This window comes from Salinibacterium sp. NG253, from assembly GCF_015864945.1.
In the GTDB taxonomy this organism is placed as follows: Bacteria; Actinomycetota; Actinomycetes; order Actinomycetales; family Microbacteriaceae; genus Rhodoglobus.
This window is the reverse complement of the sequence record NZ_JADYWF010000001.1, coordinates 1983245-2003494: the sequence shown is the minus strand read 5'-3', so window position 1 is coordinate 2003494 and position 20250 is coordinate 1983245. Positions and strand designations below refer to the sequence as shown.

At 62.1% G+C, this 20250-nt stretch carries 20 protein-coding genes; 7 read left to right on the top strand and 13 right to left on the bottom strand.

Translation table 11 applies throughout. From position 1 onward, the window contains the following. Positions 1–76: 76 nt before the first annotated feature. Together I6E52_RS09590 and I6E52_RS09585 are read left to right on the top strand one after the other, a co-directional pair. Complete coding sequence (locus I6E52_RS09590; RefSeq protein WP_197107046.1) at positions 77–493, top strand: MarR family winged helix-turn-helix transcriptional regulator; 417 nt, start codon at positions 77–79, stop codon at positions 491–493. Further along, positions 490–1827: an MFS transporter gene (locus I6E52_RS09585; protein ID WP_197156700.1), complete on the top strand. Its 1338-nt coding sequence runs from the start codon at positions 490–492 to the stop codon at positions 1825–1827. Before I6E52_RS09590 ends, I6E52_RS09585 begins: the two co-directional genes overlap by 4 nt. Here I6E52_RS09585 and I6E52_RS09580 read toward each other — a convergent pair. The 3 genes from I6E52_RS09580 to I6E52_RS09570 are packed head-to-tail and all read right to left on the bottom strand — an operon-like array spanning position 1824 to position 5262. After that, positions 1824–2672: a transglutaminase family protein gene (locus I6E52_RS09580; RefSeq protein WP_197156698.1), complete on the bottom strand. Its 849-nt coding sequence runs from the start codon at positions 2670–2672 to the stop codon at positions 1824–1826. The genes I6E52_RS09585 and I6E52_RS09580 overlap by 4 nt on opposite strands. Next, complete coding sequence (locus I6E52_RS09575; protein WP_197107043.1) at positions 2669–3601, bottom strand: alpha-E domain-containing protein; 933 nt, start codon at positions 3599–3601, stop codon at positions 2669–2671. Before I6E52_RS09575 ends, I6E52_RS09580 begins: the two co-directional genes overlap by 4 nt. After that, entirely contained in the window at positions 3595–5262 is a 1668-nt protein-coding gene (locus I6E52_RS09570) for a circularly permuted type 2 ATP-grasp protein (RefSeq protein ID WP_197121898.1), read from the bottom strand. Before I6E52_RS09570 ends, I6E52_RS09575 begins: the two co-directional genes overlap by 7 nt. Before the next feature lie 85 nt (positions 5263–5347). On the opposite strand from I6E52_RS09570, the gene I6E52_RS09565 reads away from it, so the two are divergent. Next, the gene (locus tag I6E52_RS09565) at positions 5348–5992 is read left to right on the top strand and encodes an alpha/beta hydrolase (RefSeq protein WP_197156696.1); all 645 of its coding nucleotides are present in this window, start codon (positions 5348–5350) and stop codon (positions 5990–5992) included. 36 nt (positions 5993–6028) lie between these two features. Here the strand turns inward: I6E52_RS09565 and I6E52_RS09560 are convergent, their stop codons facing one another. Together I6E52_RS09560 and I6E52_RS09555 are read right to left on the bottom strand one after the other, a co-directional pair. After that, complete coding sequence (locus tag I6E52_RS09560; RefSeq protein WP_231601076.1) at positions 6029–6727, bottom strand: TrkA family potassium uptake protein; 699 nt, start codon at positions 6725–6727, stop codon at positions 6029–6031. Beyond that, complete coding sequence (locus tag I6E52_RS09555) at positions 6720–8078, bottom strand: TrkH family potassium uptake protein (RefSeq protein WP_197157066.1); 1359 nt, start codon at positions 8076–8078, stop codon at positions 6720–6722. Before I6E52_RS09555 ends, I6E52_RS09560 begins: the two co-directional genes overlap by 8 nt. A 90-nt stretch (positions 8079–8168) precedes the next feature. Between I6E52_RS09555 and I6E52_RS09550 the strand changes: the two genes are divergently transcribed. Both I6E52_RS09550 and I6E52_RS09545 read left to right on the top strand, forming a co-directional pair. Then, on the top strand, positions 8169–8771 hold the full coding sequence (locus I6E52_RS09550) for a CrcB family protein (protein WP_197156694.1): 603 nt from the start codon (positions 8169–8171) through the stop codon (positions 8769–8771). Continuing rightward, positions 8768–9142 carry a CrcB family protein gene (locus I6E52_RS09545; RefSeq protein WP_197156692.1) on the top strand — a complete coding sequence of 125 codons (375 nt, stop codon included), beginning with the start codon at positions 8768–8770 and terminating at the stop codon, positions 9140–9142. Before I6E52_RS09550 ends, I6E52_RS09545 begins: the two co-directional genes overlap by 4 nt. A gap of 31 nt (positions 9143–9173) precedes the next feature. On the opposite strand, the gene I6E52_RS09540 is transcribed toward I6E52_RS09545, so the two are convergent. Then, positions 9174–9614: a nitroreductase family deazaflavin-dependent oxidoreductase gene (locus I6E52_RS09540; protein ID WP_197137738.1), complete on the bottom strand. Its 441-nt coding sequence runs from the start codon at positions 9612–9614 to the stop codon at positions 9174–9176. 94 nt (positions 9615–9708) lie between these two features. Here I6E52_RS09540 and I6E52_RS09535 point away from each other — a divergent pair, with 94 nt between their 5' ends. Further along, complete coding sequence (locus tag I6E52_RS09535) at positions 9709–10200, top strand: hypothetical protein (protein ID WP_197156690.1); 492 nt, start codon at positions 9709–9711, stop codon at positions 10198–10200. A gap of 30 nt (positions 10201–10230) precedes the next feature. On the opposite strand, the gene I6E52_RS09530 is transcribed toward I6E52_RS09535, so the two are convergent. After that, positions 10231–12801: a LuxR family transcriptional regulator gene (locus I6E52_RS09530; protein WP_197156688.1), complete on the bottom strand. Its 2571-nt coding sequence runs from the start codon at positions 12799–12801 to the stop codon at positions 10231–10233. Positions 12802–12930: 129 nt separating this feature from the next. Between I6E52_RS09530 and I6E52_RS09525 the strand changes: the two genes are divergently transcribed. After that, complete coding sequence (locus tag I6E52_RS09525) at positions 12931–13848, top strand: NAD(P)-dependent oxidoreductase (RefSeq protein WP_197156686.1); 918 nt, start codon at positions 12931–12933, stop codon at positions 13846–13848. 24 nt (positions 13849–13872) lie between these two features. Here the strand turns inward: I6E52_RS09525 and rhaI are convergent, their stop codons facing one another. The 6 genes from rhaI to I6E52_RS09495 all read right to left on the bottom strand — a co-directional run bounded on the left by rhaI (position 13873) and on the right by I6E52_RS09495 (position 20245). Continuing rightward, entirely contained in the window at positions 13873–15039 is a 1167-nt protein-coding gene (rhaI, locus tag I6E52_RS09520) for an L-rhamnose isomerase (RefSeq protein WP_197156684.1), read from the bottom strand. A 53-nt stretch (positions 15040–15092) separates the two neighbouring features. Then, positions 15093–15746: a histidine phosphatase family protein gene (locus I6E52_RS09515; protein ID WP_197156682.1), complete on the bottom strand. Its 654-nt coding sequence runs from the start codon at positions 15744–15746 to the stop codon at positions 15093–15095. Further along, positions 15743–17233: an FGGY-family carbohydrate kinase gene (locus I6E52_RS09510; RefSeq protein WP_307842487.1), complete on the bottom strand. Its 1491-nt coding sequence runs from the start codon at positions 17231–17233 to the stop codon at positions 15743–15745. The genes I6E52_RS09515 and I6E52_RS09510 overlap by 4 nt, the downstream gene beginning before the upstream one ends. 25 nt (positions 17234–17258) lie before the next feature. Beyond that, a complete protein-coding gene (locus I6E52_RS09505; RefSeq protein WP_197156677.1) occupies positions 17259–18032 on the bottom strand; it encodes a class II aldolase/adducin family protein in 774 nt (257 codons plus the stop codon). A 35-nt stretch (positions 18033–18067) separates the two neighbouring features. Then, positions 18068–19093: a LacI family DNA-binding transcriptional regulator gene (locus tag I6E52_RS09500; protein WP_231601808.1), complete on the bottom strand. Its 1026-nt coding sequence runs from the start codon at positions 19091–19093 to the stop codon at positions 18068–18070. A 105-nt stretch (positions 19094–19198) separates the two neighbouring features. Continuing rightward, the gene (locus I6E52_RS09495) at positions 19199–20245 is read right to left on the bottom strand and encodes a rhamnose ABC transporter substrate-binding protein (protein WP_197156675.1); all 1047 of its coding nucleotides are present in this window, start codon (positions 20243–20245) and stop codon (positions 19199–19201) included. Between the last annotated feature and the right edge of the window lie 5 nt (positions 20246–20250).

Here is a 20250-nt window from a genome sequence, read left to right as displayed (position 1 = left end):
GAAGTTCCAAGCAATATGGGTAAAGCTGGCCAGATTCACATTTAGTTAGCAAGACTAATTTGCTAAACTAACGAAAGTGCCAGACAAACTAGACGACGAGCTTCGAATCACCCTCATGCGTATTGCTCGTCGCATCCGCCAGCAGCGTCACGACGACACCTTGAGCGACAGCCAACTCTCCGTTCTCTACGTGCTGACTCACCACGGCGGCAGCACCCTCGCCGCCCTCGCCGAGCATGAACACGTCACCCCGCCCTCGATGAACCGCACCGTCAACTGCCTCAGCGACGAAGGCCTGATCACCCGCTCCAGCTCACCAGACGACGGCCGCAAAGTGCTCATTGAAGCCACGGATGCCGGAGTCGAGTTGGTAGACAAGACCCGCCAACGCCGCGCAGCCTGGTTCGCCGCAGAGCTCGAGGGGCTCAGCCCCGAGGAGCATGCCGCCCTGCACGCCGCCATTCCCGTTCTACTGAAGTTGGCCAATTCGTGAGCGCAATGTTCCGCTCGCTTCGCCTCTTCAACTATCGCCTCTGGATCATCGGTGCTGTCGTCTCCAACACTGGCGCCTGGATGCAACGCACCGCCCAAGACTGGATCGTGCTCACCGACCTGACCGATTATGACGCCGCCGCTCTCGGCTTCACGATGGCGCTGCAGTTCGGCCCGATGCTGCTGCTGATGCCACTCACGGGAATCATCGCCGACCGTTTCGACCGTCGCACCGTGCTGCTGTGGACCCAGTTCAGCCAGTTTGCTCTCGCTCTCGGGCTCGGCATCCTCGTGATCTCAGGTCACGTGCAGTTGTGGCAGGTCTACGTCTTCGCACTCCTGCTCGGAGTCGCGACCGCGATTGATGCCCCCGCTCGTCAAGCGTTCGTCTCAGAACTCGTGAGCGACAAAGACCTGCCCAACGCTGTGGCGCTCAACTCGATGTCGTTCCAGACCGCTCGCCTCATCGGGCCTGCCGTAGCTGGCGTGCTCGTCGCCGCCATCGGTGCCGGGCCGGTCTTCATCGTGAACGCGGCATCCTTCGCCGGCGTACTCGCCTCGCTCTGGTTCATGCGGCGCGGGCAGCTGTTTCCGGTGGCGAAGCTTGGCCGAGCGAAGGGCCAGATTCGGGATGGGCTGCGCTATGTTCGCGGACGGCCCGACATCCTGATTGTGCTCGTCATGGTCTTTCTCGTCGGCACCTTTGGCTTCAACTTCCCGGTCTTTATCGCGACCATGGCCACCGGAGTCTTCGGCAAGGGAGCTGCCGAGTTCGGGCTGCTGTCGTCGATGATGGCGGTCGGAGCCGTCGTCGGATCCCTGCTCGCTGCCCGCCGCGAGCGCGCCCGCTTCGGGGTCGTCATTGTGGGTTCTGCCTTCTTCGGCCTTGCCTGTCTCCTCGCGGCGTTCGCGCCCAGCTACTGGACGTTCGGCGCCGCCCTCACGATCATCGGCATCTTCTCACTGACAATGATGACCACCGCCAACGCCTACGTGCAGACCTCAACCACGCCCATCATGCGCGGTAGGGTCATGGCGCTCTATCTCGCGATCTTCGCGGGCGGCACACCGATCGGCGCCCCCATCGTCGGCTGGGCAGCCAACGAACTCGGTCCCCGCTGGGCACTCGGTATCGGTGCCCTCTCCGGTTTGCTCGCCGCTGCTGCTGCCATCATCTGGCTCGTCTACAGCCGCGGGATGCGCGTGGGCCGCGTGCCCGAAAGCCGCTTCCGTCTGCGCTTGCGCTTCCCGCCCGAGCCCACGCCCGATGAAGAGCGTGAGCTCGCGACGCAAGAGATCGCGATCGTTGAAACCACCACGCGACGCACTAGTTAGGCCTCGCGGGTAATCTCCACACTCACGAACAGCTTCGAGCCGAATGGTCCCGCATAGACCCCACGGAGCGGCGGCACGTCGTTGTAGTCGCGACCGCGACCCACGAGCACGTGCCGATCTCCAATGTCGATGAGGTTCGTGGGGTCGTAGCCGCGCCACTGCCCGTTGCAGAACCACTCGATCCACGCGTGGGATTCCCCGACGACCGTTTCACCAATCGCGGCATCCGGTTTCGGGTGCAGGTAACCAGACACATAGCGGGCAGGAACGCCGACGGAACGCAGCGCGCCCAAAGCGAGATGCGCGATGTCTTGGCAGACACCCTTGCCTCCGATCCAGGCCTCTGTCGCCGTCGTCGCTACGCCAGTGACACCGCTCATGTACTGAATCGCGTTACCGATGGCCATCGAAATCTCGAGGGCACCAGCACAGGCATCATCTGACTTCGCTGCGATGTCTTTCGCGAGCGCGATCACCTCTGCTGGGGGCTCAGTGCGCCGCGTCTGGGTCAAATTCTCGACGGCTTCCATCGAGAGCTCAGCCGTGGCGATCATCTCGTCCCAGCCAATCGACTCGAAGTCGTGGGTGCGCTCATGCACCTCGACCAGACTCGTCGCGGTGAGGGACAACTCCTTGTGGCCCGTCAACACCTCGAAGGAGGCGACGCGGGTTCCCCAATAGTCGACGTAGTTGCTCTGGCTCGAGAGCGGCAAGATATCCAGATTGGAGAACAACACGAGTTGGCCCTCAACGCTGGCAGGAAGCATCCGCGCCTCGTTATAGGAGGCCGTAACCTCGCCGCCGTAGCTAAAGCCGGTGGAGTGAACGATCCTGAGACGCTTCATGAGATCTCTCCAACCCACTCGGGAGCGGCATTCGTCGGGAAGTAGCGCTGACGCACTGCCTCCGAAGCCGCACTCGTTGCTGCCTGCACACGATCCATGTGGTGCGGCAGGTCATCCAAAATTTCGGCGATCGGTCGATATTCGAGCTCACTGCGAATCTTGCCCAACAGTCGCTGAGCGTCGTCGCCGACCCCCACCCGGTTCATGCGGCGCGGCTCAAGCTCGCGCATGCAATCCTCTGCCCGCGACACCGAGAACAGGATGCTGCGCGGGAACAACCGGTCGAGCAACAAGAACTCGGCCGCGTTGCTCGCGCTCGGCACACCACGGTAGGTGCGCAGGTAAGGCTCGTAGGCACCGCAAGAACGAAGGATGGTCGTCCACGATGGACCGCTGGCCTCCGTGAGGCTGCGGGTTGCCAGCAGTCGCGCCGTCATGTCTGCGCGTTCGAGGCTGCGACCGAGCGTGAAGAACTGCCACGCTTCGTCCCGACTCGTTGCGGACTCGATGATTCCCACGGCAAGAGCGGAGCGCTCGCGAACCCAGGCGAAGAAATCGCTGACTTTGTCTCCGGAAATGCGGCGCGGCATCCGAGCCTGGGTCGTGTTGAGGCACTCCCATAGTTCGGTCGACACGATTTCGCGAGCACGACGCGCGTTTTCACGAGCAGCACCGAGCGAATAGGCGATCGATGCTGGTTCGGTACGGTCGACCGCAAGGATCGACAGCACATCGCCGCGAGTGAGAACCGCATCGGCCGGAGCCTCGCTGCCCATCACGCTCAAGAGCGCGCGGCAGGCGTCGTCTTCTTCGATCCACGGGTCTTCGAGCAACAGCTGAAGGTGAACGTCGAGGATGCGGGCGGTTCCGTCAGCACGCTCAATGTAGCGCCCGATCCAGAACAGTGATTCTGCAATGCGGCTCAGCATGATTGACCTCCCTCGGTGTCGACACTCTGCTGTTGCTGCTCTTCTTGACGTTGACGCTGAGTGAGCGTTCGCGTGCTGTCCTGATCTTCAACATGGTCAGCATGCCCGGAGGCTTCGAGAAGCATTTCGGGAGTGATGACCGTGATGGCTTCGGTATCGGCCTGTCGTTCGACCAGACCCTGGAGCGTGCTCTCGGACGCTTCGACCTTCTCGCGACCGACAACCCACGTGTCTTTCGAGCCACCACCCTGCGAGCTGTTGACCACCAGCTGTCCCTCGGGCAACGCGACGCGAGTGAGGCCACCTGGCAACACCCACACATCATTGCCGTCGTTGACCGCGAAGGGGCGGAGGTCGGCGTGACGCGGTCGCATGCCGTCATCCACGACCGTCGGAATCGTCGACAGCTGCACAACCGGCTGCGCAATCCAGCCCCGGGGATCCTTGAGGAGCTGCTTCTTGAGCGTCTCCAATTCAGCTTTGGATGCGGCTGGGCCAATTACGAGGCCCTTACCACCGGAGCCATCCACGGGCTTGATCACGAGCTCATCAAGACGGTCGAGCACTTCTTCGAGCGCTCCCGGATCTTCGAGCCGCCACGTATCAACGTTCGGGATGATCGACTTCTCGCCGAGGTAGTACTCGGTGAGATCGGGCAGGTAGGTGTAGACGAGCTTGTCGTCGGCAACACCGTTTCCGACCGCGTTGGCGATCGTGACGTTTCCGAGGCGAGCAGCGAGCATCATGCCCGGGCTGCCCAACATCGAGTCGGCACGGAACTGCAGCGGGTCGAGGAACTCGTCGTCAACCCGGCGATAGATCACGTCGACGCGGGTGGGACCGGCGGTAGTGCGCATCCAGACCCGGCCACCGGAGCAGAACAGGTCACGGCCCTCCACGAGCTCGACGCCCATGAGGCGGGCGAGCAGCGTGTGCTCGAAGTACGCAGAGTTGTAGACACCCGGAGTGAGCACAACGACGTTGGGTTCATCCACGCCGCCGGGTGCACTAGCGCGCAGTGCCTGCAGCAGCTTGTGCGGGTAGTCGCCGACGGGGCGAACCCGCATCGAGACGAACAGTTCGGGCAGCGTCTGCGCCATCACTCGACGGTTCGAGATCACGTAGCTCACGCCGCTGGGCACGCGCACGTTGTCTTCGAGAACGCGCCACGCACCAACTTCGTCACGGATGAGGTCGATACCGCTGACCTGAATCCGCACGCCATTTGCCGGTTCAATACCGGCCGCCTGCCGATGGAAGTGGCTGGATGAGGTGATCATGCGAGCAGGAATCACACCATCTTTGATGGCATTCTGCGGCCCGTAGATGTCGGCCAAGAATGCTTCGAGCGCACGAACGCGCTGTTTGACTCCCGACTCGACCTGTTTCCACTCGGAGAGGTCAATAACTCTGGGAACTGCATCCAGTGGAAAGGGTCTCTCTTCGCCAGCGAAGTCGAAGGTAACGCCCTGGGCGAGGTAACTGTCGGCGAGTGCTTCAGTACGTCCGCGCAACTCTTCTTGCGTCATTTGCGCCAGCGCGTCATGAATCTCGCGGTAGGGGCGACGTATCTCGCTATCGGCAGAGAACATCTCATCCCACGCGGCTGGTCCGGTGCGTTTGGAGGCGCTTGATGTGTATCCGTCAAACAAATCTGCCATGTACAGACATTAGGCCGATTGTGAAAGTTTTGCTCGTCAGTGCGTTGATTCAGCCAGATTGACTCGAACAATTTACGCTGAAGTAATGGATATGCCCCTCCCCACAATTCTTGTTCTCCCCGGCGGAGGGTACTCGCGACTTGCACCCCACGAAGGCGAGCCCGTTGCTGCCTGGTTGCGATCGATTGGCTGGAATGCTCGCGTCGTCGAGTACCCCGTAAGCACGAAGCATCCGGCCCCTTTGCTGGCAATTCAGTCTGAAATTGCGAAAGAACGTGCGCTAGGGGCCCCTCTCGTGGGTGTTTTGGGGTTCTCCGCCGGCGGCCATTTGGCTGGTCACGCCGCCGTCGCGCCCGTCGCTAAGCCAGAAGAGCGCCCCGATTTTGCGGTGCTCAGCTACCCCGTCGTCAGCATGGTCACGCCCACCCACGCCGGGTCACGCGAAGAGCTCATTGGGCTGGATGCCAATGACTATCTTCGGGAAGACACCTCCCTTGAGTTGTTGGTGACGCCCGCGACTCCCCCGATGTTTATCTGGCACACCGCCGCCGACGAACCCGTTCCGGTCGGTGAACACTCCTACCCGCTCGCGGCGGCATTGGCAGCAGCCGGAGTACGCCACGAACTGCACGTCTTCGCGGACGGCAAGCACGGCTTGGGCCTTGCAGAAGGCACGCCAGCCGAAGCGTGGCAGGCGCTCTGCGAGATCTGGTTGAGCTCGCTGCGCTAACAGCCGCTCGCGCGCACCGACTGCCTATTCATTCCGCTAACGACGCAAGCTGAAGGCTTCTGCCTTGCTCGTGGGACCGGAAACCAGAATGGTGTCGTCGGCAGCAATGACCGTTTTCTCGTCAGTGTAGGTCCACGCTCCGCCGTGCGGACGCACCGCAGTGACCGTGACGCCCGCCGTTGAACGAACCCGCGATTCCCCGAGCGTCTTGCCGATGATCGCGACGGGCGGCGCCATCTTGACGAGCGAAAAATCGTCGCCGATCTCGAGGTAGTCCTGCATGGAACCGCGCACGAGATGAGCGACCCGGCGCCCCATCTCCTTTTCGGGGTAGATCACGTGGCCCACGCCGAGCTGCTCCAGAATCGTGCCATGCGCGTCGCTCACCGCCTTCGCCCACACGTGCGCCACGTTGAACCTCAACAGCAGCGACGTCGTGAGGATGCTCGCCTGAATGTCACTGCCGATCGCGACAACGACCCGGTCAAACTCCGGCACCGCCAATTGCTGCAGCACCTCTTCGCGAGTCGAGTCAGCCGCAACAACATGGGTGAGCTGGCCGTTGAGTTCCTGCACGATCGACTCATCCAGATCGATACCGAGCACTTCAGTGCCATTGGCCATGAGCTCCAGCGCGAGGGCGCGACCGAAACGGCCGAGCCCGATCACCGCCACCGAATCTGCGGCAGCCACACTTGAAGCATCCGAGCCAGAGAACATGCGCAATTTAGCCAATGATCGGCCTTTCTTTGGGAAGTTCATACAGGACAGCGCGCTCACGCAGAGCGAGCGCGGTAGCAAAACCAATCGGACCAAGGCGGCCCACAAACATGAGAACAGCGAGGATCAGTTGCGCCGCGACCGGGAGTTCAGGGGTGATGCCCTCTGAGAGCCCGACCGTGCCGAAGGCCGAGACGGTTTCGAAAAGCACTGGGCTTAGCGGCAGCCCCGACAACAACATGATCGTGACCGTGGATGTCGCCACGACTCCCCCCGACAGCAAGACCACCGCGATCGCTTGGCGGTGCACCGCGCGCGACAGTCGCTTGCCGAAAACATTCACGACGCCGTCTCCGCGCACCTCCGCGAGGAGGATGAAGAACAGCACCGCAAAAGTCGTGACCTTGATGCCACCGGCAGTGCCGGCGGGGCCGCCTCCGATGAACATGAGGGCAGTCATCCCGAACTGGGTCGCTTCGCTCATGGCGCCGATATCGATGCTGTTGAAGCCAGCGGTGCGGGTCTGCACTGATTGGAAGAACCCGGCGAGAATCTTGGTGTGCCAGTCGAGCGGGCCGAGGGTCGCGGGGTTGTTCCACTCGATGAGCGTGATGTAGACGGCGCCCGCGACGAGAAGTAGTGGAGTCGCGGCAATCACGATGCGCGTGTTCATGCTCCACTTGAGACGGTTTCCGCCGAAGCGCAGTAGTTGAATGATCACCGGGAAGCCGAGACCACCGAGGATGATCTCGGCACAGAGTGTGAGCGAGACCACCGGGTCGTCAACGAACGACATCATGTTGTCGCTGAAGAGCGCGAAGCCGGCGTTGTTGAACGATGAGACTGCGTGGAAGACCGCAAGCCACGCCGCCTCCCCCACGCTGTAGCCGTAGCGAAGCAGGAACCAGAAGAAGAGGATGACCGCACCGGCGCCCTCGATGATGAGGGAAATCTTGAGCACACCGAGAACCAGCGACCGCACGTCACCGAAACCAACATTCTTGGTTTCGGCCGCGGCCGTAATGCGAGAGCGCAGCGAGAGGCGGCGAACCACCGCGATGCCGATGATGGAGGCGAAGGTCATAACCCCAAAGCCGCCGACCTGAATGAGCACCATGATGACGACCTGGCCAAAGCCCGTCCAATAGGTAGACGTATCGACGATCACATGGCCGGTCACACACATCGCTGACACGGCGGTGAAGAACGCCTCAACGAGAGTGGCGCCACCGGGACCGGTACGCGAAATAGGTAGCGCCAGCAGGGCGGTGCCCGCTGCGATACCGATCAAAAACCCGAGAAGGGTGAGCTGCGCTGGGTGTACCAGTTTTCGCTTGTTACCCGTCCCGCGAAGGATGTTGTGCACCGGCATACAGTACGCCTGTTTGGGGCCAATCGTCACGACTTTTCATTCGCTACTGTTAACAGCAACCACAGCAACGACCGGAGGCTCGCCGTGCCCAACGCCCCGGACGACCGGCCGCAGGCTCACCGGCTGCCCGCCGACGCCGACGAACTCCACGCGCCGCTGCGCCGCCCGTGGCATTTCCCGCGCTGGCGACGGCGCCTGCGAGCCCGGCTGCCGATGAACAGCGACATCGAGATCACTCGCACCGTCGTGGGGATGCCGGAGATGATCCGCATCCGACCTCGTCATCTTGCACTCGCCGCCCTTGGTGGTGGGCTTGGTGCTGCGGTGCGATTTATCATCGCGCAGACTACTCCGATCTGGGAGACGCTGTCTCTCGGCACCGTGATCGTCAATGTCGTTGGGCCCTTTCTGCTCGGGCTGCTGCTGCAGAGTCTGGCCGAACGTCAAGAATCTAGGCGGATGCGCGTGATCCGGCTCCTCACTGCCGTCGGGTTCTTGGGCGCCCTCACGAGCTACGCGCAGCTCGCTGTCGACATCGTGATCGTCTCGGAGCGCCACCACGTGCTGCTCGCTGTTGCCTATGGCAGCGCAACCCTTATCGCGGGAGCCGGAGCGGTCTGGCTTGGCGTCTTCACATCGAAGAGCTGGTTCCGCATAGTGCGCCAACACGAACGGTTGGTCCGATGATCATCGGGGCGCTCTTCATCACCGTCGCGGGCGGACTGGGCGCCGCTCTTCGACTGGCGGTGAATGCGTTCGTGCACCGCCGCATCCGCACCAACTATCCAGTGGCGATGTCGATTATCAACATCAGCGGATCGTTCCTCTTCGGCCTGATCACCGGGATGACCGCCGGTCACTTTGTGCCCATAGAACTCGGACTTTATGCCGGAGTCGGGATGGTCGGCGGCTTTACGGCCTTCAGCACGACAAGCTTTCAGACTGTGCGGCTCTTGCAAGAAAACCGGGTGTGGCTCGCCATCGCGAACTCCTTCGGCATGCTTGCTGTCGCCGTGCTGGTGGCAGCGCTCGGACTCATGATCGGCCGGGCGCTCTGACCCCGCCGTCCGCTGAGTCCCGACGGCGCGCTTAGGCGCTGATCGGCTCCAACACGAAGACCGGAATCTCGCGCTCGGTCTTGGCCTGGTAGTCCGCATAATCGGGGTAGGCAGCAACCGAACGCTCCCACCAGAGAGCCTTCTCGTCACCGGTCACCTCGCGGGCCATAAAGTCGCCCTTGACCCCCACATCGTGCAGCTCAACGTGCGGCTGAGCGACGATGTTGTAGTACCAGACCGGATGCTTCGGCGCGCCACCGAGCGAGGCAACAACGGCATAGTTGCCATCGTGTTCCACTCGCATGAGCGCGGTCTTGCGCAGCTTGCCGGATTTGGCACCCACCGTGGTCAGCACAATGATCGGCATCCCGCGCATGAGGTTGCCCTCGTGGCCGTTGCTGTTCTCAAATACGTCGGCCTGGTTGCGGGCCCACTCTGACGTGCTGGGTTCGTACTCTCCTGTAAGCGGCATGGCTCCACGTTACCCGCCGAGCCTGAGCCTGTTACTCAGAGATAGGTAGTTTCTACTCACGCGCCCGAGCACGGCCGAGGAGTTTACTTGGCGCATGATCACTTCACAGCGCGCGCTGAAAAGCGCCATCGCCATCTCCCTTGCGGCAGGGCTCTCCGTCTCCCTCTCCGGCTGCTTCGGCAACCCGCTTGAGGACTTCACTGACAACCTCATCGAGAACACCGTTGAAAACGCGATTGAGGGCGCAACCGGTGTCGACGTGGATGTCGATGGCGACGGCACGGGAGGCTCGCTGCCGAAGTCGTGGCCTGCAGAAGTACCCGCACCGGACGGCGACATTCTCTTCTCGCTCGGCATCGACGATGGCTACAGCGCCACCATCAACGTGGGAGATGAAGCGGGCGCGCAAGCCGGCTACGACGAGCTCATTTCCAGCGGCTTTGAAATGGTGTCCGAAATCTCTCTCGGCGACGAGGGATTCCTCTACGGTCTGCAAAACGACAACTGGATCATTCAATATTCCTGGGGAACCACCGAAGAAGACGGCACGATCGTGAACATGATCGTGTCTGCAAACGAGGGGTAACGACCCGCCGCGTTCTCGCCGCAGCTACAGCTACAGCTCGGCAAGAACCTCTTCCAGCTCAACCCGACCCTTGACGCCCAGCTTGCGATAAATGCGAGCCAAATGGTTATCAACGGTTCTGACAGACAACCCGAGCTGCTGGCCTATTTCGCGACTGCGTTTGCGGCCAGCAGCAGCCCGGGCAATTGTCCATTCTCGCTCAGTGAGCTCGGCGGCGTGAGACTCCCCCGGCACCTGATCCATGTCGGCCGCGAGGCGGCGGGCGAGCAACGTTGCTTTGCGCTCCAACTCGCGCCGGTCGGCCTTCGCCGCGGTGCGCGCACCCGCGAGAAGGCCATCGACCGCGAGCGCAGCTAATCCCGCGGAGGCAAGAGCGGGAGCGAGCACACAGAGGCGGGCGACATCCGCTTCGGCTGCCACCTCTGCCCAGTCGCGGATGCTGGCCACCAGCGGCGAAGGCGAGAGGTGCGTCAGCAGTTCCAGCTGCTCGCGCGCGACAGCGGGATGCCCCACCCGAATCGCCACAGTAAGAGTGAGGGCACTCAGCAAGAAGTGACCGAGGATGATGCCCTCGGCGGCAGCCGCGACGATCACGCCGGCCGCTTCGTCGGTGCGCCCCTCGGCCGCCAACAACCAGGCCTCGCACTCGGCGCGCTGCAGAATGACTTTGGCGTCGCCAGCATGCTCTGGGGTGATTTCGGAGAGCAGTTCTCGGGCTGTTTCTGGCTCACCCAACTGGGCGTCGACGGTGGCGTGCAAGGCAATCGCGGTGCCCAGCAACCCGGTGAAGTCGCGCCACTTCAACTGTTCAACTGCCAGAGTGGCGAGCGATTGGGCGTCACTCAACCGCCCCTCGTGAAGGCGCACAATGGCCAGCGCGTACGACCATACCCCGGCAGAATCTGCGAACCGGTCGAGGCGGCGCTGGGTTGCGAAATCGCGGGCGCGGCCGATCTCGGCTGAGGCAACGAGCGCCAAGAACTCGGAGAGATCGAGAAGCGAGCTCGCGAACGGCGCTTCAAAGCGGAAAGCGTTGGCGAGAGGCCGGGTCTGCAGAATGGCGGCAAACGCATCGGCGGGATTGCCCGCCATCGTCGCGATCATTGCCGCGGTGAGTCCCGCGTTCACGGCGCCGAGCCCGCCCTCGGGAGAGACCGGGTCGGCGACCTCGGCGAGAGCTTGAGCGTCTCCCGTCATGAGTTGCCACTTGGCCAGTTCCGGACGCAGCACCGGCTGAGCGCGAGCATCCATTCGCGACAATTCGCACGTCACCCGGTCGACAGCATCCGAGGGTCGAGAGAGGCGATAAACCATGTGCTGACCCCAGCGGGCGAGGGCAATAGCCCGCTGTTCGTCATCGCCGGAGAGACCAATCGCCGACTCGAACACTGCGGACGCCCGGTCGGACTGGGCCAGAGCCGAGAGCGCACTCGCGAGCACCAGCTCGGGCGCGAACCGTCGCTCACTGAGTTGGGCGCGTTCTGCGAGCGATGCTGCAACAGCATGGTCGCCGGCGGCATGGGCGTAGCTCGCCGCCCAATCCAAATCGTCGTTGCTGATCACGGCATCCGTCGAGATGAGCAACACCGTTGCCGTGAATCGCAGTTGCTGATCGCCCATCGGAATCAGTCGACCCGCGATCTCCTTGACCAACTCTGCGCGTGCGTCCTGCGTCAGCTCGATCGTGAGCGCCTCGGCAAAGAGAGGATGCGCAAGCCGCAGAAGAGGTGTCGTTTCGTCACCAGCGTCTTCGACAATGCCCTCGCTCGTGAGGAAGGCAAGCGCATCCGCCTCCTCGGCCCTCATGGCCGCGCGGGGAATCGGCTGCGCGATCGCAATGAGCTGAGCCAGACGACGCTGCGCGGTTGTGAGCTGCTGAACGCGATCGGCAATCGTTGCGCGCACATGCTTCGGCAGCGTCGCGATCGACACTTCAACCCCAAAATCACCGCTGTGGATGCCACCCGCTCGCGCCGCGGCAAAAATGAGTTCGCGCAGCATCAGCGGGTTGCCGCGGCTCGCCTCGAAGAGACCGCGCAGGCTCTCGGGGCGCAGTGTTCCGCCCAAATACTGCTGGAGGATCGACTGGCTGTGTTCGAGGCTCAACCCTTCGAGCTCAACGATGTCGATGAGGTTTTCGTGCAGCAGTCGCGCGATGGGGCCATCGAGCTCGTGCGAATCCCGGGCGGTCAGCAGCGTCGTGACGCCGAAGACACGTACCAGTTGATAGAGCACGCTCGCCGAAACGGCATCGAGGAGTGGAGCATCATCGATGACGAGCACAAACTTCTGCGGGTTCTCGCCAACCACACCGACGAGAGCTTGAACGCGGTCGCTCACGCTCTCGAGATCGTGCCTGCCCGAGCTGGCGAGCACCGGGGCGAGGGCGCCGAGGGGAACATCCACGAGCTCAGCGAGACCGATCACGGGCACCACAGTGCGTCCATCGGCGCGCAGAGCGTGAGAGATGTGGGCGCCCAATGTGGTCTTGCCAACGCCACTCGGGCCGCGCAACATCACCGAACGCGGTCGAGGGCCGCGAAGGGCCGCAAGCACAGCATCCCGCTCACTTTCACGGGGCAGAACCGGCCACCGTGCCATGACCTGCCTCCCCGCCTCGACCAATGATGTGGCCGCCAGCATAGTGGCAGGGCGTTACGACTTGAATAACCTTCCATAAGGCATGCTGGAATGATCGCCGCCCGACGCCACACTCAGGAGACCTGCGCCATGATCACAATCGCCCTTCCCGACCAGCAGATTCACGACAGGTTGGCGCCGCAATTGCCCGACGTTAACGTCATCCTCTGGGGTCCAGCCGACGGCGCTCCCCCGGTGCACGTCGACCTCGCGCTCCTCGGCTACCTCGGCGCGAGTGGCGGTCTCGCATCATTTGCCGGAATGGATGTCGCAGCCCTCCAGTCGCAATCTCTCGGTTATGACGGCGTCGAAAGCCGTCTGCCCGCGGGCATCACCTACTGCAACGCCATTGGCGTGCACGAAGCCTCCACCGCCGAGCTCGCGGTCGGCATGATCATCTCCGAGCAGCGCGGCTTTCCTCAGCACTTCGCTCACCAACAGACCGGCACCTGGGACCAGCACGAGCAGCCCGGTGTCGCCGGCAAGACCGTCGTCATCGTGGGCGCCGGTGGCGTCGGCAACCAGATCGCCGACAAGCTTGCCCCCTTCGACGCCAACGTTGTGCGCGTCGCCCGCACCAACCGCAGCGATGCCCGCGGCGCCGTGCAATCAATGGATGCCCTGCCTGCGCTGCTCGCCAAAGCCGACATCGTGGCAATCGCCGTGCCCCTCAGCGACGACACCACGGGGCTCGTGGACGCCGCCTTCCTCGAGGCGATGAAACTCGGTGCGCTGCTCGTGAACGTGTCTCGCGGAAAGATCGTCGACACCGATGCTCTCGTGGCTGCGGCATCCGCCGGTCACGTTCGAGCAGCACTCGACGTCACCGAGCCGGAACCGCTGCCGAGCGACCACCCGCTCTGGACGATCCCCGGCGTGACGATCACCCCGCACATCGGCGGCGCAACCTCAGCCATGCACGCCCGAGTGGATGCCGTCATGCGCGAGCAAGCGCGTCGGCTCGTCGCTGGTGAGCCGCTCGCTCATGTGGTGATTGAGGGGCGCTAGCGGTGTCGGGAATGCAGCCGTTGCTTAGGCGCCCCACCCTGCTTGGACGCCGCCCACCCGCTCTGTCGCAATCTTCTGCTGATACCCGGATGCCGCGTACGCCTGCATAGGATCGGCCGCAAGCCCGCGCGACTCTCGCCACGCAGCGAGGTCGCCGCGCACGTCAGTGTAAAAAGCATCCATCATGACAGCGTTGGCCCCGAGCACATCGCCAGCGATCTCGGCTGCAGCGAGAGCATCCCTGTCGATAAGAAGCGCCCTTGCCGTCATTTCTTGAACGTTGAGCACCGAGCGGATCTGGCCCGGAATCTTGTCTTCAACGTTGTGGCACTGGTCGAGCATGAAAGCGACGTCGCTGTCGGCGCCGTAGCCACCGCCGCGCACCACTTCGAACATGATGCGGAACAGCTGAAAGGGATCAGCAGCGCCGACGATGAGGTCGTCATCGGCATAAAAACGCGAATTGAAATCGAAAGACCCCAGCTTGCCGAGGCGCAGCAGCTGCATCACGATGAACTCGATATTGGTGCCCGGAGCATGGTGACCCGTATCGAGGCAGACCAGCGCACGCTCTCCGAGCGCAGATACTTGAGCGTATGAGGTACCCCAGTCGGGAACATCAGTGTGATAAAAAGCGGGCTCGAAGAACTTGTACTCAAGCACCATCCGCTGCTCACCGCTCAAGCGGTCATAGATCTGCCGCAACGAGTCGGCAAGGCGATCTTGACGGCCACGGAGGTCGACCTGGCCGGGATAGTTCGAGCCATCCGCAAGCCAAATCTTCAGGTCGCGAGAACCAGTGTGACCCATGATGTCGATGCACTCGAAGTGATGGTCGATCGCCTTCTGGCGAATCGTCGGATCGACATGCGTGAGCGACCCGAACTTGTAGTCGTCATCCTGAAAAGTATTGCTGTTCACCGTGCCGAGAGCAACACCGTGCTCGTTCGCAAAGGCACCGAGCGCCTCATAGTCATCAACCCTGTCCCACGGGATGTGCAGAGCAACAGACGGGGACAGCGCCGTGAACTTATTGACTTGCGCTGCATCCGCAATCTTCTCTTCTGGGGTGCGCGGAGTTCCGGGCGTACCGAACACTTTGAAACGCGTTCCTGAGTTGCCGAAAGCCCACGATGGCAGTTCAATAGCCTGCTGGGCGAGCAATGATTCGATCTGAGCGAAACCGGTCATGATGTCTTCCTGTCTTCGTTAACGCTGGTGAATTCGTGGGTTGAGTTGTGAGTTCAGTTAGTTTCTGGAGGAGATGTTGGAGCGGTAGGAACGTTGTATCCAAGAAGTGCTGGCCCGTTGAAGTCGGCGCTGTCATCGGCGTCGGCGTTCCATGCGACCGTGGTGATCGCTACGTTCGCTACCGACGGGAATGTCGTGCGGTACCTGTCGAGCGGAATCCCGAGCGAGCGACACAGGATGAGCCTCATCAGTGTGGAGTGCATGACGACAAGCAGGGTGCCGTCAGGATGCCGCGCGGTGATGCTCTCAAGCGCACCCCACGCACGAGCAACGGCGTCCTTCCCCGACTCCCCCTCGGGCAGCGGGGCGGTGCCAGGGTGGGCAACGAAGAGTGCTGCCTCATCCGGAAATGTGACACGCATTTCAGCGGAAGTGAGGCCCTCTCCGCGACCGAAATGTACTTCGCGCAGCGCAGGTTCAATCCTGAGAGGCAATCCGAGCGCGGTGGCTGCCGGCGTCGCCGTGATTACCGCACGAGAAAGATCAGAGGCGTAGACGGCATCGATGGACTGCGTTCTTGCCCAGCGCCCCAGTTGCTCACCTTGAGAGAGGCCGAGCTCGGTGAGCGCAACATCCGTGCTCCCGGCGTAGCGGTTTTCGGCATGCCAAGCTGTTTCGCCGTGGCGCGCGAGCAAGAGGGTGGTCATACGGTTATCCACTCTTTCGAGACAAGTTCAGCAACGAACTCGTCATAGCGATCGTTCCATTGCGTCCCATGTTCGGACCGCGGTTCGACAACGCTGCCCACAATGGACATACGCGACGCGGTTTCGGGCAATACGGCGTTCGCCGTTCCGGCCCATGCCGCAAGAATTGCCATTCCGATCGAACCCTCCGATGACCGCGGGATGGTGATGCTGCGGCCGAGCAAGTCGGCGCGCAACTGCGTCCACCATCTGTTCTTCGTGCCGCCACCTGATGAACTCAACGTTCCATCAACGGCAGCGCCCGCGTGGGCCATCGTCGCGAAACTGAGCCGCTCAACGCACGCGACACCGAGCATGATCGCTGCAGCTAGCAGGTCGGGATCCTCGCGCGTTGCGGCTTCTTTGAGGCTGTAATCGACTCCTGAGATCGTCACAAAACCACGAGCGTCCGGGCGAATCAGCGGAAACCGCTCACCGACCCCGGCAAGAGGATAACTCGTGGGTATCGTGGGAAGTTGATCACCTAAAGCGCTAAGGCGCTGAGACACTCCAGCGAGATCAATCGACGGAAGCGCCTCCGTGATCGCCCCAGCGCCGACGCTGGAAGCACCGCCCGGAAACCACAGCCCGTCATGAGGGGCGCGATGGGAGTAGACCGCGCCGGCGTCGTCAATGATGATGCGATCCGTTACTCCCTTGAGCACCATCGTTGTACCGATCACTGTGTGCCAGTCACCAAGGCCGAGAGTGGCGGCGCCGAGCTGGGCGGCACACCCATCTGTCATACCGGCAAAGATCGGGGTGCCAGCCGGAAGCCCGGTGAGTTCTGCCCAGCGCTCACTCGACTGTCCAAGTTCGGTGCCAGGGGCGACGACCTCTGGCAACTTCGCCGGAGCGACTCCCAAGGTGGTGAGAGCGCCAACGGGCCATTCCAACTCACCTAGGTCGTAGCCCGATTTCAGCGAGTGGCTCCAGTCAGAAGACACCCGTGTTCCGACCATAGCCGCTGCGAGCACATCGGCCTGATGGGCAACCCATCGACCCTCAGGAAGCATGCCGTTGCGCGCAAGCCACGCAATCTTCGGGAGTGCCCACGTGGGTTGGATGCGATAGCCGAGTCGAGCCCACCGCTGAGGATCAGCCTCGTTCGCTTCCTGCCCGAGCGAACCTGCCCGAGCATCGTCATACATAATGCCCGGCGATTGGGGACGCCCCGCGGAATCCACCGTGGTGACGGTACCGGAAGTCGCGCAAATAGACACCCCGGCAATACGATGCACTGAGTTCGCGGCGAGCGAGTCGATCGCTACCGAAAGTGCCGCACCCGCTTGGGCGACCCACGTTCCGGGATCTTGTTCGTGACGTTCGCCGTCGCGATGGCTGACCAAAGGTAACGATGCCGAGGCCGCAACAGCGCCGTCATCATCAACGATGGACACCTTTGTACTCTGGGTTCCTAGGTCAATACCAACCCACAGCGCCGCCACCGTCAGCACCCGTTCAGCGGTGACATTAGACGGTGCCTGCGAGGTTCTTGCGACGTTCAATCATGTCCGTGCGCTCAAAGTAGTGCGCCACAGCTTCGCTACCGAGGCCGGAAACTCCCCCAACCGATAGCGCCTGCACGCGGGTTCGCGCGCCTTTAACAGTCATGAGGGTGATTGCCTCAACAGCATCCGCAGATCCTCCGATGGCGACAATGCCGTGGTTGCCCAACAGCACGACCGACGGTAGCGCGCCATGCTCAGCGAAGTAGTCTCGCAAACGTTCTAGGAACAGTCGCCCCAGAGCGATTCCCGGCGCAGCGTACGGAACGAAGAGCGGAATGCCGATCACGACTGCTTCATCGGTGTAAACCCACTCCGCAAAAGCAGTATCCGCATGAATGCTTGAGAGCAGACCAAGCACAGCAGTGGGGTGAGTGTGCGCGACATACGCTGCCGGGAGCACCGACTGCACCGCAGCATGCACGAGGGTCTCAATGGACCCGCGGCGTCGAACGCCATCGTGCTCACCGGCATCGAGCAGCACTGTCAGATCTTCCTGCGTCGACTCAGGATCATCCATGAGGTCGATGAGCGGTTGCACATCCGTCACCACGAAATCATTTGCGTCGGCGCGAGCCATATATACGCCGGATGCCTTCACAACGAGACGCCCATCTGCAAGCAACTGCGAAGTGTTTCCCTCCGCGAGGATCACGAGGTCCTTGGCGGGCTCCCCGAGCGTACGAGTGAGCGCGACGAGGTCCTCAGTAACGAGGCTGGGTTGCCAGTTGGTAGCCATAATTCATTCCTTCTCGGAGTCTGATGGTGTGTTCGTCACGCCGAAAGACGGGACGATGGCGGTGCCGCGCTTGAATCGCGCACCACCAATTCGGGGACAAGCAAGTCATGGTGGTGAGTATGGGATTCGCCGCGGTCAATTTCGTCAAGAAGCATCCGAACGGCACGCCGCCCCAGCTCTTCTCGCGGCTGGCGCACCGTAGTGAGCGGGACTGTCGCTGCCTGGGCCCACACCAAGTCATCGAATCCGATAATGCTGATCTCCTGCGGAACCCGGATGCCGCGATGGGCGAACTCTACGAGCACGCCAAGAGCAAGGAGGTCGTTGCCGCACATGATCGCGGTGGGACGTGAGCGGGCAGGAAGCATCGCAAGGTTCGCGGCCGCCTGCCGCCCATCCTGAATTTGCCAGGAGTCCGCGACGATGCGGCGAGGATCGATTCCGACCGGTGACAGTGCTTCCATAAAACCGGCGAAACGCCGATCTACCTGGGGGTTAGTGCCGAGGTCCCCAACGAAAGCGATATCGCGGTGTCCGAGAGAAACTAGGTGTGCTCCAGCAAGTCGTCCGCCGGCAAAGTCGTCGGTTTTAACCCAGCAACGGCTGGACTGTTCCGCGACCCTGTCGACGTACACCAATGGAACGTTGCGGGAATCGAAACGGTCGAGTGCTACGTCGTCAGCCTGCACGGGCGCAATCATGATGCCGTGCACACGTTGCTGAACCAAGAGGTTGAGGTTGTCGTGCTCACGACCCACATCGTTGCCGTTGTGGGTAATGACCACGCCTACGCCAAGGGACTTGGCCTCCGCTTCTGCCCCGAGTGCGATATCCACAAAGAATGGGTTGGATAGATCAGCCAAGGCGAGCCCCAGCGTGCGCTGGCGGCCGGCAGGAAAACGTCGGGCGTTGGGGGTCGGAACGTACCCCAGCTCAGAGATTGAGGCCTGAACCCGTTCGCGCGTGGAGGAGGCAACATAGGCCGGCCGGTTGAGCACGTTGCTCACCGTTCCCGCAGACACACCCGCGTGGCGTGCGACGTCATGAATGGTCGCCATCATCGGCCTCCTTCGCGCTGGATAGGTAGAGCCCGCAACAAGTGCTGCCGCGGGCTCTACCGTGATATTCCGTTCGCCTCTCGACGAATCTTAGGAGCTAACTCGTCCCTAGAAGGAGAAGTCGCCTACGTTGCTCGCATCGAAGACGAACATCGGGCCGAGGACGACCTCTCCGCCGGCGCCGACGGTGTATTCACCGAGCGTGCCTGCTTCGAAAGTGTCTCCTTCAGCGCCAGTGATGTCACCGTTGATGAGTGCTTGAGCTGCGTATGAAGCAAGGTAACCAAGGTCTTCTGGGTTCCAAAGACCGAACTGCTCGATTACACCGCTGTCGATGTACTCAACCATTTCGCTCGGAAGACCAAGACCGGTAACCCAGACCTCGCCCTGGTACTCAGGGGTGTCTGCGAGGTAGTGAGCGGCTTCCTTCACCGAAACGGTGTCGGGGGCGATGATCGCGTCGAGGTCCGGGATGCTCTGGATGAGTCCCTGAGCCTCCTGGTATGCCTTCTCATCGATGTCGTCACCGTAAGCGACCTTAGCGATCGTGATCTCGGGGTGGTCTTCTTCGATAATTGCGGTCATAGCGTCAACCCAGGCGTTCAGGTTGGCGGCGTTTGCTCCACCAGACAGAATCGCGATGGTTCCACCTTCAGCGCCGAGATGAGCAGCGGTGAGGTCAACAAGACCCTGTGCGATTCCATCGACCGTTGCTTGGTTGATGAAGACGTCGCGGCAATCAGTGTCGGTGTCGTAGGCAACAACTTTGACGCCCGCGCTCTGCGCAGCAGTCAAGTCGTTGCATACAGCTGCGGGGTCGTTCGCCGCGATGACGATTGCTCCCTGGCCTGTCTGGATTGCAGTCTGGATGAATGGAACCTGGTCAGCCGAACCGGTTGCGGTCGGGCCTGCCTCGGTAAAGGTAAGACCGAGTTCCGCAGCTGCAGCAGCAGCACCCTTGTCCGACGCCTCAAAGTACTTGTTGCCAAGGCTCTTAGGGATGACGGTGATGCTTCCGCTTGCGCTCGCGTCACCGTCTCCGCTGTCATCGCCCGTGGGGGCAACGCAGCCGGTGAGCAGCATCGCGGAGGCCGCGACGGTTACTACAGCGGCTACCCCGCGCTTGCGCGAAGTTTTACTGAATGTGAACTTCATTGTTC

What these genes read in the sequence shown, in the direction of transcription:
- I6E52_RS09580 (WP_197156698.1), bottom strand. Translation starts at nt 2,672, where the DNA reads ATGAAGCGTCTCAGGATCGTTCACTCCACCGGCTTTAGCTACGGCGGC.
- I6E52_RS09575 (WP_197107043.1), bottom strand. Translation starts at nt 3,601, where the DNA reads ATGCTGAGCCGCATTGCAGAATCACTGTTCTGGATCGGGCGCTACATT.
- I6E52_RS09570 (WP_197121898.1), bottom strand. Translation starts at nt 5,262, where the DNA reads ATGGCAGATTTGTTTGACGGATACACATCAAGCGCCTCCAAACGCACC.
- I6E52_RS09565 (WP_197156696.1), top strand. Translation starts at nt 5,348, where the DNA reads ATGGATATGCCCCTCCCCACAATTCTTGTTCTCCCCGGCGGAGGGTAC.
- I6E52_RS09545 (WP_197156692.1), top strand. Translation starts at nt 8,768, where the DNA reads ATGATCATCGGGGCGCTCTTCATCACCGTCGCGGGCGGACTGGGCGCC.
- I6E52_RS09540 (WP_197137738.1), bottom strand. Translation starts at nt 9,614, where the DNA reads ATGCCGCTTACAGGAGAGTACGAACCCAGCACGTCAGAGTGGGCCCGC.
- I6E52_RS09535 (WP_197156690.1), top strand. Translation starts at nt 9,709, where the DNA reads ATGATCACTTCACAGCGCGCGCTGAAAAGCGCCATCGCCATCTCCCTT.
- I6E52_RS09530 (WP_197156688.1), bottom strand. Translation starts at nt 12,801, where the DNA reads ATGGCACGGTGGCCGGTTCTGCCCCGTGAAAGTGAGCGGGATGCTGTG.
- I6E52_RS09525 (WP_197156686.1), top strand. Translation starts at nt 12,931, where the DNA reads ATGATCACAATCGCCCTTCCCGACCAGCAGATTCACGACAGGTTGGCG.
- rhaI (WP_197156684.1), bottom strand. Translation starts at nt 15,039, where the DNA reads ATGACCGGTTTCGCTCAGATCGAATCATTGCTCGCCCAGCAGGCTATT.
- I6E52_RS09515 (WP_197156682.1), bottom strand. Translation starts at nt 15,746, where the DNA reads ATGACCACCCTCTTGCTCGCGCGCCACGGCGAAACAGCTTGGCATGCC.
- I6E52_RS09505 (WP_197156677.1), bottom strand. Translation starts at nt 18,032, where the DNA reads ATGGCTACCAACTGGCAACCCAGCCTCGTTACTGAGGACCTCGTCGCG.
- I6E52_RS09500 (WP_231601808.1), bottom strand. Translation starts at nt 19,093, where the DNA reads ATGATGGCGACCATTCATGACGTCGCACGCCACGCGGGTGTGTCTGCG.
- I6E52_RS09495 (WP_197156675.1), bottom strand. Translation starts at nt 20,245, where the DNA reads ATGAAGTTCACATTCAGTAAAACTTCGCGCAAGCGCGGGGTAGCCGCT.